This window comes from Enterobacter sp. 6722112 (assembly GCF_058661685.1).
Window position 1 is genome coordinate 24,199 of the sequence record NZ_JBZWGR010000005.1, and the last position, 15,973, is coordinate 40,171.

Below are 15,973 nucleotides of genomic sequence, written 5' to 3' on the forward strand. Positions count from 1 at the left end.
AGAAGGGCGTCCAAGGCAGCCATTATACGAGCAGGCAGTTCCGGCAGTTACTGTGGCGATACCGGATCAGGCAGAGTATGAGTCGGCGTGGAAACTGCTGGGATAACAGCCCAATGGAGCGCTTCTTCAGGAGTCTGAAGAACGAATGGGTGCCGGCGACGGGCTATGTAAGCTTCAGCGATGCAGCTCACGCAATAACGGACTATATCGTTGGATATTACAGCGCACTAAGACCGCACGAATATAATGGTGGGTTACCGCCAAACGAATCAGAAAACCGATACTGGAAAAACTCTAACGCGGTGGCCAGTTTTTGTTGACCACTTCACTTTCTGGCTGGATGATGGGGCGATTCAGGCCTGGTATGAGTCGGCAACGCCTTCATCACGGGGAAGGCCCCAGCGCTATTCTGATCTCGCCATCACCACCGTTCTGGTGATTAAACGCGTATTCCGGCTGACCCTGCGGGCTGCGCAGGGTTTTATTGATTCCATTTTTGCCCTGATGAACGTTCCGTTGCGCTGCCCGGATTACACCAGTGTCAGTAAGCGGGCAAAGTCGGTTAATGTCAGTTTCAAAACGTTCACCCGGGGTGAAATCGCACACCTGGTAATTGATTCCACCGGGCTGAAGGTCTTCGGTGAAGGCGAATGGAAAGTCAAAAAGCATGGCCAGGAACGCCGTCGTATCTGGCGAAAGTTGCATCTTGCTGTTGACAGCAACACACATGAAGTTGTCTGTGCAGACCTGTCGCTGAATAACGTCACGGACTCAGAAGCCTTCCCGGGCCTTATCCGGCAGACTCACAGAAAAATCAGGGCAGCATCGGCAGACGGCGCTTACGACACCCGGCTCTGTCACGATGAACTGCGGCGTAAGAAAATCAGCACGCTTATCCCACCCCGAAAAGGCGCGGGTTACTGGCCCGGTGAATATGCAGACCGTAACCGTGCAGTGGCTAATCAGCGAATGACCGGGAGTAATGCGCGGTGGAAATGGACAACAGATTACAACCGTCGCTCGATAGCGGAAACGGCGATGTACCGGGTAAAACAGCTGTTCGGGGGTTCACTGACGCTGCGTGACTACGATGGTCAGGTTGCGGAGGCTATGGCCCTGGTACGAGCGCTGAACAAAATGACGAAAGCAGGTATGCCTGAAAGCGTGCGTATTGCCTGAAAATCCAGCCAGCTACAGGGTCGTTCGCACGAAATCTTATTTATTCAACAAAGCCCGTCTTCCCTTCAAACCAGGCAAGTTTCACGTTTGTAGAACCATCATCGCAAAAAATTTTCATACCTATCTCCATTGATACTCAGTTTGAGTATTCACCTTCACCCCATAACTACTCACATTGAGTAAATACGTTCATAAACCGCAGGTAAGCACTCAAACTGCGTACTTCACCGGGTCGTTTAATTACTCAGTTTGAGTATTATATCATTTATCTTGCAGCAATCTAGCATTTAGCTAGCATAAATCTTGCTGCAAGATTGCAACGGTAAAAAGAATGCAGCAAGATTGCTGCATTCCGGATTAGTATCCCTGTTTTTCCTTATATGCCTCAACTGCTTTTTCCAGAACTTCCACCAGTTTCAACCCCTCACGCTCTGCGATATCCCTGATCTCCTGGTCGAAAGCAGGTGTGACACGTGTTGCAAATGCCAGCGTCCTGTTTGTTTTTCTGGCAGAACGGCCATCGCGGCGGGTATATGCCTCGGTCACTGTTTGTGTACCCACAGGATCATGGTGCACTGGCGATAAGTCCGCCTGCTGTATCTGTACATCAGTGGCAGCGACTGCAGGAGCTATCTCAGGCGCGTTCAGGCTGGTAGCCACTTCGTCAGGGCCTGGGGGTACACCCAGCCCACCACGGGCTCTTTTAGTTTTAAGTTTTGATGCATCAGCCATTACTCTTCTCCAATCTTATCGATGAGCGCCTGGATAAGTTCATCAGCTCTCTCGTTTAAACCTTTATAGCGTGTTTCTGTCACTGCAAGTCCTGAGTTCATCGCTTTTCTGTAAGCTGGCTTCTCAAAAAGACATCCAGCTAAAGTTTCATAACCCGCCTCACTGATATATGCACGAGCATCTAGCTCTTCCGCTTCGGTACCTACACGGCTTAAAGCAAAGACCAGTTTTGAACGTGGCACGCCTTCTTTTACCAGCGCGTTGAAAACTTTAATTGCCGGGACAAGATCGTCAAGGGAAGCCCCCGTTGGCTGGACGATAAGGTCGGCCACCTTAGCAATTTCCGAAGTCCCTTTGCTTGCACGAGCTGGTCCATCAAGAATGAGAAGATCAAACTCGCCGGCAGATTCTATGGCCTGCTTTGCTGTTGAAAATACTTCGACTGAAGCAACCGGTGGTAAACCAGTTGACAGACGTCGGCGGTGCCACTCAGCACTCGTTGCCTGTTCCAGGTCGAGGTCAGCTAATTTTGTTTTGATGCCACAGGCGGATGCTTCACGCGCTAACGCTCTCGCCTTAGTGCTTTTGCCCACACCACCTTTCTGGGAAATAAAACCAACTATCCAGGCCATCTAGCCCCCTTTACTTGCTGCTATCTTGCAGCAAACATTAGTATAAACCTGATTGAGGTTAGGAAAGTAACTCTTCCTGAACAAGATAACAGCTTGCAGCAAGATTGCAATAATCAAAAATCTAGCAGCAAGATTAAATCTTGCTATTCAGAAGACTGGAGGAATTGACAGCCGAATACTTGTGACAAGTTAAGGATAACGAAAGCAGCAAGCTTTATGCAATCTTGCAGCAATAATCAATGAGAGCTCACTGAGGATTGTATCGATAAATCGGCAATATAGCGGCAAGAAAGCAGCAATCACGCAGACATCACAACATGAGCCGAGCGCTAGAAAATCACTGTCTGGAAACTACGTCATTATAAGCCCCGACGGCTGCATGAAGCATGCTAGCAGCAATCTATTTTATTGCTGCTAGCATGCTGAAAGATTGCTATTAGAATCAGGCAGCGCTCGCCGCAGCCATGTAACCGAGCGTAGCGAGCGAACTGGCGAGGAAGCGAAGAGGAACCGTTCCGGCAGATAGTTCTTACGCTCAGCACAAGAAGAGTTTTCCATCCTCTGTGGGGAACAGGTCAACTTCGCGGACGGCCCGGACTGTGGGAAACAGGTCAACTTCGTGGACGGCCAGGGCTTCGTGAAACACCACATGTATAGGCACACACAGATAGCGTGTTCAGGGCAACAAATGTGACAATCTGCCATCATTAATTATGTCGAACTTGCCCTCATGTCATATGACTAACTGGAAGAGGGGAAAATCTAGTGTGACAAACTGCACTCATTTAACTGTGACAAACTACCCTCAGGATAGGGTGACAAATTGCCCTCAATTCTGGCTCCACTACCGGTTACAGCCAAAAAAACTATGAGTAAGCGCAGGATGCAAGGGAGGGAACAGCAAAACTGTGACAAATCACCCTCAACCTTCCAGATCAAATGTGACGAACCACCCTCAAATCTGTGACAGATAACCCTCAGGCTATTCTGTTGTCATCGAGGTGATATCACGGAAGGAAAATACAATATGAGTCGTCTGGCGGCCTTTCTTTTTCTCGATGTAAGAGAGGCGCATAGGTGTCCGGCTATTGATCTCATCAACACTTGCCTGCAGGAAACGGCGCCGAAAATCCGGCATACGCTGATAACTTTGAGGTAGCTGGTAGCGCTCCATGATCCAGTCGATTTTCAGGGACACGACACCAGAGCCATCAGGTTTACGGTACTGACACAGGGATTCGTATAAACGCATGGCATACGGATTGGTAATCTCTTTTGTTTCACTGAGCCGGAACTGCGTAAACCGGTTCTGTAGCCCGATGAAGAAGGGAATGAGATATGGGTTGATATGTACGCTATAAAGCCCTCTGGATGGACTGTGCGCACGTTTGATAAACCAGGGAAAGGATTCATACCCTTTTTCATTGCCGGCATCCTCTTCAGGGCGATAGAAAACCACTTCCTTACCCGCAAAACCTTTTAAAGCCTGTCGTATATCCTTACTGGCTTCAGCGGAGGTCAGTCCGAATGTTTCAGCGTATTTAGCAACGTGAATTTCGCAGATACCGTCATGTTCCTGCAGGGAGCCGTCGGATTTTCTGATCTGGTCAACGAACAGATACAGCATACGCTTTTGATCCCTGGAGAGACTATATGCCGCTTCAGTCAGCTCATTTGACTGGACAATCCGCGGACTATTTTTACGTTTTTTATGGTTTATAACCGCTATTTCCGCCATGACAGGTCCATGTGAAGTGTGACAGGTTTTAAGATTGTCACACTTTATAATACAGAGTCAACAGGGAGGGATAACTTTGTGAAAAGCAATGCTTCCTGAGGGCAATTTGTCACAGAGTTAAGGGCAACTTGTCACAGAAAGGACGGCTATTTGAGGGTGATTTGTCACACTGAAAGGGCGGTTTGTCACAGATCCCTCTCTGGAACCCGCATGGATAAAGGTCTGTGGGCATTCTAAAAATAAAGATCTATACCCGTGATCATTGAAGACGCTTGATTTTTCAGCAACAGGAGATCATGCTGTCCCCATGAAAATCTTTATCACTGACCAACAAAAAGCTGAACTTGAGCGTCTTCATGACTCCAGTCGTGATAAGCGCGTTTGCGATCGCATTAAAGCCATTCTTCTGGCCTCCGAGGGCTGGAGTTCGGCCATGATCGCTCAGGCTTTACGCCTGCATCAGACTACTGTTGACCACCATATCAGCGAGTTTCTGAACAAAGGCAAGCTGAAGCCCGAAAATGGCGGCTCAGACAGCAAACTCAGCGCTGAACAAACGGCTTTTTTAATCAGCCACTTATCCGACAATTTATTTTACCATACCCGTGATATTGTCGCGTTTGTCGCGCGGACATGGAACATCGTTTTCAGCATTCCGGGAATGAATAAGTGGCTGCACCGGAACGGCTTCACCTATAAAAAACCGTCAGGCGTCCCGCATAAATTCAGTGAAGAGAAACAAAAGCAATTCATTGAATATTATGAGGAACTCAAAGCCACCGCAGGTGATGAACCGGTTCTTTTTATTGATGCTGTCCATCCGACTCAGGCCACCAAAATAGGTTATGGCTGGATACGTAAAGGCCAGAGAAAAGCGGTAAAAACAACAGGTAGTCGTACACGGCTGAATATCATGGGGGCGCTGAATCTGAAGGCCCCGGAACATCCGCTAATCTGCGAATATAAAACGGTTAATGAATACAACGTATCTCGTTTTTTCAATGAGATACGTAAAATTTATCCAGATTATCAGCAGAAAGTTCATGTTATTCTGGATGGTGCTGGTTATCACCGTTCACAGTTAGTGAAAGACTGGGCGGAGGTGGTAAATATAAAACTTCATTACCTCCCGCCGTACAGCCCGAACCTGAATCCGATAGAACGAATGTGGAAGTTAATGAACGAACATGCCCGGAATAACCGCTACTTCAGCAACAGCAGGGAGTTCAGGGATGCAATATCTGAATTTTTCAGCCATACGTTACCGGGGATAGCGGGTTTTCTGACGTCCCGAATTAACGATCATTTTCAGGTGCTCAAACCTGCATCTTGAGGTTTATTGGGTATAACAACTATTAAAAAAGATCTTATAAAAATATCCCCGTGGATAAGTGGATAACCCCTAGGTGAGATGATTTTTCAGGCATTGAGCGTCAGCAGAATATACAAAGTATTCTTCCCTGGTGCTTCCTCGCTCACTCGGGGCTTCGCCCTGTCGCTCGGCTGCGGCGAGCACTGCTGGCTCGAACACATCCGTGGCCGGAAGATACTAATCCCCCGAGACGCTCTCAGGTACCCACTACTGCGAGACAACCCCCACGAAGATTTCTATCGTCCCTGCAGACATACTCGAATCGTTTTTATTAACCCTGGCTCCCGTCGTGACAGAACACTACTTCCTGTAAAAGGGGGACTAAGGCCCCTGAGTCACACACCTGAAATTAATAATGCGGAGTTTTACGATAATGGTAAGCGTCGTCTGGCAGATCCTGATATTCCTGAGAGGATAGTGGACACCAAATATGGTGGACGCTATCCATGAAATCATTAACCGCAGTGCGTAAAAAAAGCCCTAATTATCCCGTTGTGTTCAAAATCAAAATGGTTGAACTCTCGCATCGACCAGAGATCTCCGTAGCGCAACTCGCTCGTGAGCATGGGATCAACGATAATTTGTTGTTCAAGTGGCGCCAGTACTGGCGCGAAGGAAAACTACGTCCTCCTTCAACAACAGAAAACAACGTGCCTGAGCTGCTCCCGATAACACTTGATGCCGAAGATGTTGTCCCTGCAACCTCCCCCCGGTCACAACCTGTAGCTGCTGCGGCACGGCTTTGTTGAATAAATCAGATTTCGGGTAAGTCTCCCCCGTAGCGGGTTGTGTTTTCAGGCATACCTGCTTTCGTCATTTTGTTCAGCGCTCGTACCAGGGCCATAGCCTCCGCAACCTGACCATCGTAGTCACGCAGCGTCAGTGAACCCCCGAACAGCTGTTTTACCCGGTACATCGCCGTTTCCGCTATCGAGCGACGGTTGTAATCTGTTGTCCATTTCCACCGCGCATTACTCCCGGTCATTCGCTGATTAGCCACTGCACGGTTACGGTCTGCATATTCACCGGGCCAGTAACCCGCACCTTTTCGGGGAGGGATAAGCGCGCTGATTTTCTTACGCCGCAGTTCATCGTGACAGAGCCGGGTGTCGTAAGCGCCGTCTGCCGATGCTGCCCTGATTTTTCTGTGAGTCTGCCGGATAAGACCCGGGAAGGCTTCTGAGTCCGTCACATTGTTCAGCGACAGGTCTGCACAGATGATTTCATGTGTGTTGCTGTCAACTGCCAGATGCAACTTTCGCCATATACGACGGCGTTCCTGGCCATGTTTTTTGACTTTCCATTCGCCTTCACCAAAGACCTTCAGCCCGGTGGAATCAATCACCAGATGCGCGATTTCACCCCGGGTGAACGTTTTGAAACTGACATTAACCGACTTTGCGCGCTTGCTGACACTGGTGTAATCCGGGCAGCGCAACGGAACATTCATCAGTGTAAAAATGGAATCAATAAAACCCTGTGCAGCCCGCAGGGTCAACCTGAACACGCGTTTAATGACCAGAACGGTGGTGATGGCGAGATCAGAATAGCGCTGAGGTCTGCCTCGTGAAGAAGGTGTTGCTGACTCATACCAGGCCTGAATAGCTTTATCATCCAGCCAGAAAGTTATGGAGCCACGGTTGATGAGGGCTTTATTGTAGGTGGGCCAGTTGGTGATTTTGAACTTTTGCTTTGCCACGGAACGGTCTGCGTTGTCGGGAAGATACGTGCTCTGATCCTTCAACTCAGCAAAAGTTCGATTTATTCAACAAAGCCACTTTACGAATGAAACTCGCTACACTTAAGCCAGATGCTTCTGCATTTTCCTGGATTTGCGCTTTTTCATCTGGCAAACAATAAACTTTAATTGGTGTACTATTTTTTCTAGTCTGAGAAACGGTCATATCATTCTCCATACAGGCGGTAGCCGATCAGCCTCGCAGAGCAGGACTCCGTTGAGCAGCTCAGCTGCGAATAAGGGAAGGTAAAGTAGAAGCACCGTTTACGGTGGGCCTACTTTACATGTCCTGCCCTACATTTGCCGTTGTGAATCTGTGTACGTATTGTGTATTCCTGTGTACTCAGTGTGTTTTCGTAAAGCATTTGTGCAGTATTAGTCGTGTAAAAGTGTGCAGCATATGTGTTTATTGAAAGGAAACTTATCTGAATACCCCAAGGAATATTTTTATTCTCGCGGCTTGGGTTTTAGCGGCCTGCCACGTTTCCTTTGAACCCTATTTATCTCTTTCGCTATATCGTCATTTTCTGTCTTTGACTCTACAGATTTATCTATCCAGTCCTTAACATCCTCTCTACGCCAGAGAAGACGTTTATTACCGGGAAGACGGCATCTTGGTGGAAGACATTTTGGATTTCGCGTTGCATCACTGCGGATACTTTTTACAGTTTTCTTTAATGCAAAAGCCAACTCTTCAACGGTTATAAGTTCTGGCATAACTGATTTCATCGAAGAACCCATCTCTCAGTAGAAATTTGAGGATTTTAGCGGCTAAAATTTTAGGCGCTAAAGTTTGCTAACCAACGTTATGAATTGAGAATAATTAAAACTTACTGCCAAAAAGAATAATGTCAACAGGGTTTTTATTCATCGGGTTCTTACTTCATATGAAATTGGTTTTATTGACCAATTTCTGAATGACACTAAGGTTTTAATAATTCCTTTAATCTTTTTGGTTATATATAAGGTTAAAGATCAGGTTAGAGGGAGGTGGAAAAGTGATATATTTATTTGTTTATTATGAGAATTTTAAATTATATCTGTACCTCAAATGTCATGAAAGCGTACCTCATATGTCATGAAAGCGTACCTCATATGTCATAAAAGCGTACCTCATATGTCATATAATAAAAAATAAACAAACAAGTTATGCACAATATTATCAACAGAATCTATGGGTAAATACACAGATTATACATGATGAAATAGATTGTTTAGCTAAACTAAATAGCAATAAATAAAATGAAACAAAATGTAAATAACAGAGGGTTGTAGATGACTTATTAATTTGGTTAGCTAACCTTTATAAGAACTACTGTTTGCAAATGATTCATTCCTGACAGCGGATATATCGAATTTGAGTGGCTTTGTTGAATAAATCGAACTTTTGCTGAGTTGAAGGATCAGATCGGCTTTGTTGAATAAATCGAACTTTTGCTGAGTTGAAGGATCAGATCACGCATCTTCCCGACAACGCAGACCGTTCCGTGGCAAAGCAAAAGTTCAAAATCACCAACTGGCCCACCTACAATAAAGCCCTCATCAACCGTGGCTCCATAACTTTCTGGCTGGATGATGAAGCTATTCAGGCCTGGTATGAGTCAGCAACACCTTCTTCACGAGGCAGACCTCAGCGCTATTCTGACCTTGCCATCACCACCGTTCTGGTCATTAAACGCGTGTTCAGGTTGACCCTGCGCGCTGCGCAGGGTTTTATTGATTCCATTTTTACACTGATGAATGTTCCGTTGCGCTGCCCGGATTACACCAGTGTCAGCAAGCGCGCAAAGTCGGTTAATGTCAGTTTCAAAACGTTCACCCGGGGTGAAATCGCGCATCTGGTGATTGATTCCACCGGGCTGAAGGTCTTTGGTGAAGGCGAATGGAAAGTCAAAAAGCATGGCCAGGAACGCCGTCGTATATGGCGAAAGTTGCATCTGGCAGTTGACAGCAACACACATGAAATCATCTGTGCAGACCTGTCGCTGAACAATGTGACGGACTCAGAAGCCTTCCCGGGTCTTATCCGGCAGACTCACAGAAAAATCAGGGCAGCATCGGCAGACGGCGCTTACGACACCCGGCTCTGTCACGATGAACTGCGGCGTAAGAAAATCAGCGCCCTTATCCCACCCCGAAAAGGTGCGGGTTACTGGCCCGGTGAATATGCAGACCGTAACCGTGCAGTGGCTAATCAGCGAATGACCGGGAGTAATGCGCGGTGGAAATGGACAACAGATTATAACCGTCGCTCGATAGCGGAAACGGCGATGTACCGGGTAAAACAGCTGTTCGGAGGTTCACTGACACTGCGTGACTACGATGGTCAGGTTGCAGAGGCTATGGCCCTGGTACGAGCGCTGAACAAAATGACGAAAGCAGGTATGCCTGAAAGCGTGCGTATTGCCTGAAAACACAACCCGCTACGGGGGAGACTTACCCGAAATCTGATTTATTCAACAAAGCCGGTGAGCGTCTGCCCTATCCGTGAAACAAGACCTCCCGGCGTAGCGCGTTAAACAGCCTCGATTTAAGGGGACTCCGTCAGTATGATCATATCGTCTATGATGAGGATATCGTGATTGCGCCTCATGGCCTCTCTTCGGCGTGCTGGATATCGCGTTATTCTCGGGGAAGCTTCTGCCGGTGCGACGCAAAACTGAATAAAATGATTAAGCGAGCTGTATTATGATTTAAAAATTAGTAGTGGCAAATAGAATGAGTATGCCGACAGGATGCGATTTGTTGTATTGAGTTGATGGCGGAGGGGAACTATTTTAGATAAAATATATACCGGGTATAATTAGATAGATGTGATGTATTGGTTTGTGATGATATTTATTAACTGAGTGAGAATATATCTACAGTAAACTGAGAGAATACCCCCTTATTTAAGTAAGGGGGTAGGAGTTATTTTGCGGTTATTTTAATAGAGTCACAAGCAGAGTATTCGTGTTTGAGAATTTCAATGGTTGATTCTTTACCTGAAAATTCCTCAACATCCATGATTCCACTACTGCCGTTTTTAATATAAACATTACTAGATTTTCCTTCATCGTTGCTAATTTTTATGTCCACACCATCAGCATTACTACACGTCGTGTTGTAAGAGTCAAAAACAAGCGTGTTAACTCCAGTTAGTATCCATTTCGCTGTGGTAGGGGTGTTGTCTCCTGGATGGGCATCGATTTCACCATTATCGGAGATGGTAAATTTACCCCAGGTATCACCAACAACTACACTTGCTGAAAGAAACGGATAGTAAAGCCCTTTCCCATATACTTGTTCCCATTGAGGGTAATGCTTGTAGAAAAGTGAAAAAAAGTTTTTAATCTCTTTATCGGTATAGGAACGCGTTCGTTCATAAATGTATGCAGTAACTCCATCCGACAGTTTATAGGCAGGGCCTATTCTCCTGAAAGCAGCACCAATTCCGTCACCTGAAAGAATTTCATTTGCTGGTATGGTAATTACCCTTTGCCCATCCGGTGTCAGGTGTGTTTGTATCGGATCCGCTACAACAAAATATTTCGAGAGTAAAGATTCAATATTAATACCATCTCTGAGATCAACTTGAGAAGCATATGCTATTTTCCCTGTTAATTTCCGGTAGGAAATGGTATTTATCATATCGTCATTAAGTACTGAACTTGAACTAAGTATCGTGACTTTTTCATTTCCCTGTGTAAGCGATTCAATATTTTTAACGAGAGTAACGTAATTGTTGAAATTATCTACGTGTATAGGCAACGATTTGATAGGCAACAACTTGTCAATCGTTGTATATTGTTTTGCGCTAAATAGCGAAGTGTAGTTAATAAAAAAACATAAACCAGTGACGGCAATGAGCATTGAATATTGATAAGTTTTGCTGGTAGCAAGATGCAATAACGTTTTTAATCCCAAGGTGGCGATTATTAACGCCCAAAGAGCAAAAGGAAGGCAGTGTTGTACGCCGGGGCTTTGTGTTCTTGTAAATAAGAAAAAACTAAATACTAAGTTAAAAGCTGAGAATATGATAAGGATTTTATCATTACGGTCTTTACTCCGAAAAATGGAAAGCAATCCAATGATTACAAAGGGGAATAGATATAAACCGATATCATTATAAAGATTTTCAATGGAATGACTGAGAGAGGACTGATAAGCAGAATATATTGTGGCGTAGTCAGTTGCAATTACTCTCTTAATTAATGCACCCTGAAATATCAAGGTAAGCAATACGGAGAAAATACCAGCAACGAAAAAATTTTTGATAATGATGGCCACGCGACCAAAGCTATGCTTGGCATTATTGTAGAGGAAATAATTAAGCACAGGTAATGATATATACAATGATACAACCGTATATGCGTACCATCTTCTCAATAAGAATGGAGACCACAGAAGTAATCCAGTCACAAGGGCTTTTTTAATTTTAACCTTATCACCGAAATCACTGCTCGAAACATATAGTAATGCAGCAATTATTGGGATTAAGCCTGATATATCAGGATATCCTTTAAGCGTTGGGGCCCAAAAAGCCACAAAGGTTAAAGGTAAAATGCAAGAAAGTAACAACCAGCCAAAAGAGTGATTATCAGAAAAACGTTTACACAGTAAATGGAAGAGTATTACTGTAGGGAAAAGATACATCACAGCCAATGAAGTTATATAAGACAGCCGTGAAGGTAAATTAAAAAGATAGAACCATGACGTGATGGCGACAGGAAGAGAGTTATAGTCATCATGTCTAATAGAGTGAAAGACTGTCCTTATTGAGTTGATAGGCTCATTAGGGAATGTGGCACAAAACTCTTCCCACATTCTCCAGTATCCATTGAAATCCCAATAGTAAATGTTCTGTTCATGAGCTATAAATATGCTGGTTTGGATAACCACCACCAACAAAATCATGAATAATAAAATAATTGATAGGGGCTTATTATATCTCATTTTCACCACCTGCTTTCTCTTCGATAAAGAATTTTGGCCTGTTTTTACTTTCCATATAAATTTTCCCAATATACTCACCAATAATACCCAGAGAGAGCATTTGAACACCACCAAGGAAGAAAATGGCAATCATGACTGAAGTCCACCCAGCAACAGTGTCCCCCTGCAATTTCTCAATGACTGCATAGATGGCTGCAATTGATGATATTAAGCATGTAACAATGCCAGCCATAGCGATCATACGCAATGGAGTAATTGTAAGGGAAGTTATTCCTTCCAGCGCCAGCGAGAGCATTTTTTTTAAAGGATACTTCGATTCGCCCGCGACCCTTTCATCCCTACTATAATAAACATTAGTAGATTTATAGCCAAGAAGGGGGATAAGCCCTCTTAAATAAACATTTTGCTCTTTAAACTTATTCAGAGCCGAAAGCGCAGTGCGCCCCAGTAGTCTGAAATCCGCATGATTGGGAACCTGATTTACCCCTAACCAACTCATTAGCGAGTAGAATTTATTTGCTGTGGTTCTTTTAAAGACTGAATCACTGTCCCTGTTATCGCGTACTCCATAAACAATCTCAAATCCTTCGTGGTATTTGTCGATCATTTTTTCAATGCAACTTATATCATCTTGCAGGTCTGCATCAATACTAACAGTTACGTCTGTATCAGCGTTTGATAATCCCGCCATTAGGGCTATCTGGTGTCCTCGGTTTCTTGATAATTTTAATCCTCGGACAAAAGAATTTTTGCAGGATGCGGCCTTAATTTGTTCCCAGGTATCATCTCTGCTTCCATCATCTACAAAAAGAATATAACTCTTATCGCTAATCTTTCCTTTGGAAATGAGGTTTGATAATACTGACGTTAAACCATCCAAACAGAAAGGGAACGCGTCCTTTTCGTTGTAACATGGCACTACAATTGCGAGTGATGGTGATTTTGACTTCATAATGTCCATATTAATCTCATTCATTTCATAGACCAAAATTTATTAAGGATAAAACCTATTACTGTGTAAAAAAACATGCCTATAAATTGCGCGGTATAAACATGCTGGGGCATGAGTGTTAAAAAGAATTTCATCGCTACTAGATTAAAAATATAACAAATTGCGCAGACTGATAGGAACTTGATGAACTTTATTAAGCTCAATGAAGTAGAGAATGTGAATCTTACGTTCATAATGAAGCTAAAAAGAATGCCCGCGACATAACCGGAGACATTAGATAGGTAGATGCCAACGCCGAACTGCATCAAGCTGAATATAACCGCTGCCGTCAAAGCTGTGTTCGCCAAACCAACGAATACATACCTAACAGCTTGTGATTTAATACTAGTTAGCACCAATAACTCCATTTTACCAATTGAAAGTTATGCATTTTTATGGAACGAACGCATGTTCGATGAAAATGACAGAAAACCATAGACAATCTCCTTAAAGGTTAGAGCGATATTATAAGGCATAAAGAGAAATCAAAAAAGCTCCTGGATTAGGGAAGGTGCGAACAAGTCCCTGATATGAAATCATGTTTGTCATCTGGAGCCATGGAACAGGATTCATCATGAGTCATCAACTTACCTTCGCCGACAGTGAATTCAGCAGTAAGCGCCGTCAGACCAGAAAAGAGATTTTCTTGTCCCGCATGGAGCAGATTCTGCCATGGCAAAACATGGTGGAAGTCATCGAGCCGTTTTACCCCAAGGCTGGTAATGGCCGGCGACCTTATCCGCTGGAAACCATGCTACGCATTCACTGCATGCAGCATTGGTACAACCTGAGCGATGGCGCGATGGAAGATGCTCTGTACGAAATCGCCTCCATGCGTCTGTTTGCCCGGTTATCCCTGGATAGCGCCTTGCCGGACCGCACCACCATCATGAATTTCCGCCACCTGCTGGAGCAGCATCAACTGGCCCGCCAATTGTTCAAGACCATCAATCGCTGGCTGGCCGAAGCAGGCGTCATGATGACTCAAGGCACCTTGGTCGATGCCACCATCATTGAGGCACCCAGCTCGACCAAGAACAAAGAGCAGCAACGCGATCCGGAGATGCATCAGACCAAGAAAGGCAATCAGTGGCACTTTGGCATGAAGGCCCACATTGGTGTCGATGCCAAGAGTGGCCTGACCCACAGCCTAGTCACCACCGCGGCCAACGAGCATGACCTCAATCAGCTGGGTAATCTGCTGCATGGAGAGGAGCAATTTGTCTCAGCCGATGCCGGCTACCAAGGGGCGCCACAGCGCGAGGAGCTGGCCGAGGTGGATGTGGACTGGCTGATCGCCGAGCGCCCCGGCAAGGTAAGAACCTTGAAACAGCATCCACGCAAGAACAAAACGGCCATCAACATCGAATACATGAAAGCCAGCATCCGGGCCAAGGTGGAGCACCCATTTCGCATCATCAAGCGACAGTTCGGCTTCGTGAAAGCCAGATACAAGGGGTTGCTGAAAAACGATAACCAACTGGCGATGTTATTCACGCTGGCCAACCTGTTTCGGGCGGACCAAATGATACGTCAGTGGGAGAGATCTCACTAAAAACTGGGGATAACGCCTTAAATGGCGAAGAAACGGTCTAAATAGGCTGATTCAAGGCATTTACGGGAGAAAAAATCGGCTCAAACATGAAGAAATGAAATGACTGAGTCAGCCGAGAAGAATTTCCCCGCTTATTCGCACCTTCCTTAGATCTGGGTGGCTTTGTTGAATAAATCAGATTTCGGGTAAGTCTCCCCCGTAGCGGGTTGTGTTTTCAGGCATACCTGCTTTCGTCATTTTGTTCAGCGCTCGTACCAGGGCCATAGCCTCCGCAACCTGACCATCGTAGTCACGCAGCGTCAGTGAACCCCCGAACAGCTGTTTTACCCGGTACATCGCCGTTTCCGCTATCGAGCGACGGTTGTAATCTGTTGTCCATTTCCACCGCGCATTACTCCCGGTCATTCGCTGATTAGCCACTGCACGGTTACGGTCTGCATATTCACCGGGCCAGTAACCCGCGCCTTTTCGGGGTGGGATAAGCGTGCTGATTTTCTTACGCCGCAGTTCATCGTGACAGAGCCGGGTGTCGTAAGCGCCGTCTGCCGATGCTGCCCTGATTTTTCTGTGAGTCTGCCGGATAAGACCCGGGAAGGCTTCTGAGTCCGTCACATTGTTCAGCGACAGGTCTGCACAGATGATTTCATGTGTGTTGCTGTCAACTGCCAGATGCAACTTTCGCCATATACGACGGCGTTCCTGGCCATGTTTTTTGACTTTCCACTCGCCTTCACCGAAGACCTTCAGCCCGGTGGAATCAATCACCAGATGCGCGATTTCACCCCGGGTGAACGTTTTGAAACTGACATTAACCGACTTTGCGCGCTTGCTGACACTGGTGTAATCCGGGCAGCGCAACGGAACATTCATCAGTGTAAAAATGGAATCAATAAAGCCCTGCGCAGCGCGCAGGGTCAGCCTGAATACGCGTTTAATGACCAGCACAGTCGTGATGGCAAGGTCAGAATAGCGCTGAGGTCTGCCTCGTGAAGAAGGTGTTGCTGACTAATACCAGGCCTGAATAGCTTCATCATCCAGCCAGAAAGTTATGGAGCCACGGTTGATGAGGGCTTTATTGTAGGGGTCGGTTTGGGAAACGTA

At 45.7% G+C, this 15,973-nt stretch carries 14 protein-coding genes and 3 pseudogenes; 6 read left to right on the forward strand and 11 right to left on the reverse strand.

The features are described 5' to 3' along the window. Positions 1 to 11: 11 nt before the first annotated feature. Positions 12 to 320 (forward strand): annotated as a pseudogene (locus AC4OVU_RS01115) (integrase core domain-containing protein); the annotation flags it as partial. After that, complete coding sequence (locus AC4OVU_RS01120) at positions 247 to 1,179, forward strand: IS5 family transposase (RefSeq protein ID WP_491928593.1); 933 nt, start codon at positions 247 to 249, stop codon at positions 1,177 to 1,179. The pseudogene AC4OVU_RS01115 and the gene AC4OVU_RS01120, both read left to right, overlap by 74 nt. 40 nt (positions 1,180 to 1,219) lie before the next feature. On the opposite strand, the gene parM is transcribed toward AC4OVU_RS01120, so the two are convergent. The 4 genes from parM to repE all read right to left on the reverse strand — a co-directional run bounded on the left by parM (position 1,220) and on the right by repE (position 4,281). Then, positions 1,220 to 1,309 (reverse strand): plasmid segregation protein ParM domain-containing protein, encoded by a 90-nt coding sequence (gene parM, locus AC4OVU_RS01125; protein ID WP_071600444.1) that lies wholly within the window; start codon positions 1,307 to 1,309, stop codon positions 1,220 to 1,222. 227 nt (positions 1,310 to 1,536) lie between these two features. After that, the gene (locus AC4OVU_RS01130; RefSeq protein WP_017901448.1) at positions 1,537 to 1,911 is read right to left on the reverse strand and encodes a hypothetical protein; all 375 of its coding nucleotides are present in this window, start codon (positions 1,909 to 1,911) and stop codon (positions 1,537 to 1,539) included. Next, on the reverse strand, positions 1,911 to 2,543 hold the full coding sequence (locus tag AC4OVU_RS01135) for a nucleotide-binding protein (protein ID WP_087788156.1): 633 nt from the start codon (positions 2,541 to 2,543) through the stop codon (positions 1,911 to 1,913). The genes AC4OVU_RS01130 and AC4OVU_RS01135 overlap by 1 nt, the downstream gene beginning before the upstream one ends. Before the next feature lie 982 nt (positions 2,544 to 3,525). Next, entirely contained in the window at positions 3,526 to 4,281 is a 756-nt protein-coding gene (gene repE / locus AC4OVU_RS01140) for a replication initiation protein RepE (RefSeq protein ID WP_117121590.1), read from the reverse strand. Between the two features lie 307 nt (positions 4,282 to 4,588). On the opposite strand from repE, the gene AC4OVU_RS01145 reads away from it, so the two are divergent. Next, positions 4,589 to 5,614 carry an IS630 family transposase gene (locus AC4OVU_RS01145; protein WP_040118421.1) on the forward strand — a complete coding sequence of 342 codons (1,026 nt, stop codon included), beginning with the start codon at positions 4,589 to 4,591 and terminating at the stop codon, positions 5,612 to 5,614. A gap of 485 nt (positions 5,615 to 6,099) precedes the next feature. Beyond that, entirely contained in the window at positions 6,100 to 6,402 is a 303-nt protein-coding gene (locus tag AC4OVU_RS01150) for a transposase (RefSeq protein ID WP_137055832.1), read from the forward strand. A gap of 5 nt (positions 6,403 to 6,407) precedes the next feature. On the opposite strand, the gene AC4OVU_RS01155 is transcribed toward AC4OVU_RS01150, so the two are convergent. The 3 genes and pseudogenes from AC4OVU_RS01155 to AC4OVU_RS01165 form a co-directional block, all read right to left on the reverse strand. After that, positions 6,408 to 7,397: an IS5 family transposase gene (locus tag AC4OVU_RS01155; RefSeq protein WP_491928594.1), complete on the reverse strand. Its 990-nt coding sequence runs from the start codon at positions 7,395 to 7,397 to the stop codon at positions 6,408 to 6,410. Positions 7,398 to 7,422: 25 nt separating this feature from the next. Beyond that, positions 7,423 to 7,557: pseudogene (locus AC4OVU_RS01160) on the reverse strand (plasmid mobilization protein); the annotation flags it as partial. Between the two features lie 281 nt (positions 7,558 to 7,838). Then, the gene (locus AC4OVU_RS01165; protein ID WP_080351366.1) at positions 7,839 to 8,120 is read right to left on the reverse strand and encodes a hypothetical protein; all 282 of its coding nucleotides are present in this window, start codon (positions 8,118 to 8,120) and stop codon (positions 7,839 to 7,841) included. A gap of 713 nt (positions 8,121 to 8,833) precedes the next feature. Here AC4OVU_RS01165 and AC4OVU_RS01170 point away from each other — a divergent pair. Further along, positions 8,834 to 9,802, forward strand: coding sequence for an IS5-like element IS903B family transposase (locus AC4OVU_RS01170; RefSeq protein WP_000654805.1), 969 nt, complete (start codon positions 8,834 to 8,836; stop codon positions 9,800 to 9,802). A 499-nt stretch (positions 9,803 to 10,301) separates the two neighbouring features. On the opposite strand, the gene AC4OVU_RS01175 is transcribed toward AC4OVU_RS01170, so the two are convergent. From AC4OVU_RS01175 to AC4OVU_RS01185, 3 genes are read right to left on the reverse strand one after another with little or no spacing between them, the layout of a single operon-like run. Then, a complete protein-coding gene (locus AC4OVU_RS01175; RefSeq protein WP_023312628.1) occupies positions 10,302 to 12,326 on the reverse strand; it encodes a hypothetical protein in 2,025 nt (674 codons plus the stop codon). Next, on the reverse strand, positions 12,316 to 13,287 hold the full coding sequence (locus tag AC4OVU_RS01180) for a glycosyltransferase family 2 protein (RefSeq protein ID WP_023312627.1): 972 nt from the start codon (positions 13,285 to 13,287) through the stop codon (positions 12,316 to 12,318). The genes AC4OVU_RS01175 and AC4OVU_RS01180 overlap by 11 nt, the downstream gene beginning before the upstream one ends. An 11-nt stretch (positions 13,288 to 13,298) precedes the next feature. Further along, entirely contained in the window at positions 13,299 to 13,685 is a 387-nt protein-coding gene (locus AC4OVU_RS01185) for a GtrA family protein (protein WP_417928780.1), read from the reverse strand. A 206-nt stretch (positions 13,686 to 13,891) separates the two neighbouring features. On the opposite strand from AC4OVU_RS01185, the gene AC4OVU_RS01190 reads away from it, so the two are divergent. Next, positions 13,892 to 14,872 (forward strand): IS5-like element IS5 family transposase, encoded by a 981-nt coding sequence (locus AC4OVU_RS01190; RefSeq protein ID WP_000019402.1) that lies wholly within the window; start codon positions 13,892 to 13,894, stop codon positions 14,870 to 14,872. 174 nt (positions 14,873 to 15,046) lie between these two features. Here the strand turns inward: AC4OVU_RS01190 and AC4OVU_RS01195 are convergent. Further along, a pseudogene (locus AC4OVU_RS01195) lies at positions 15,047 to 15,937 on the reverse strand (IS5 family transposase). Positions 15,938 to 15,973: the final 36 nt, after the last annotated feature.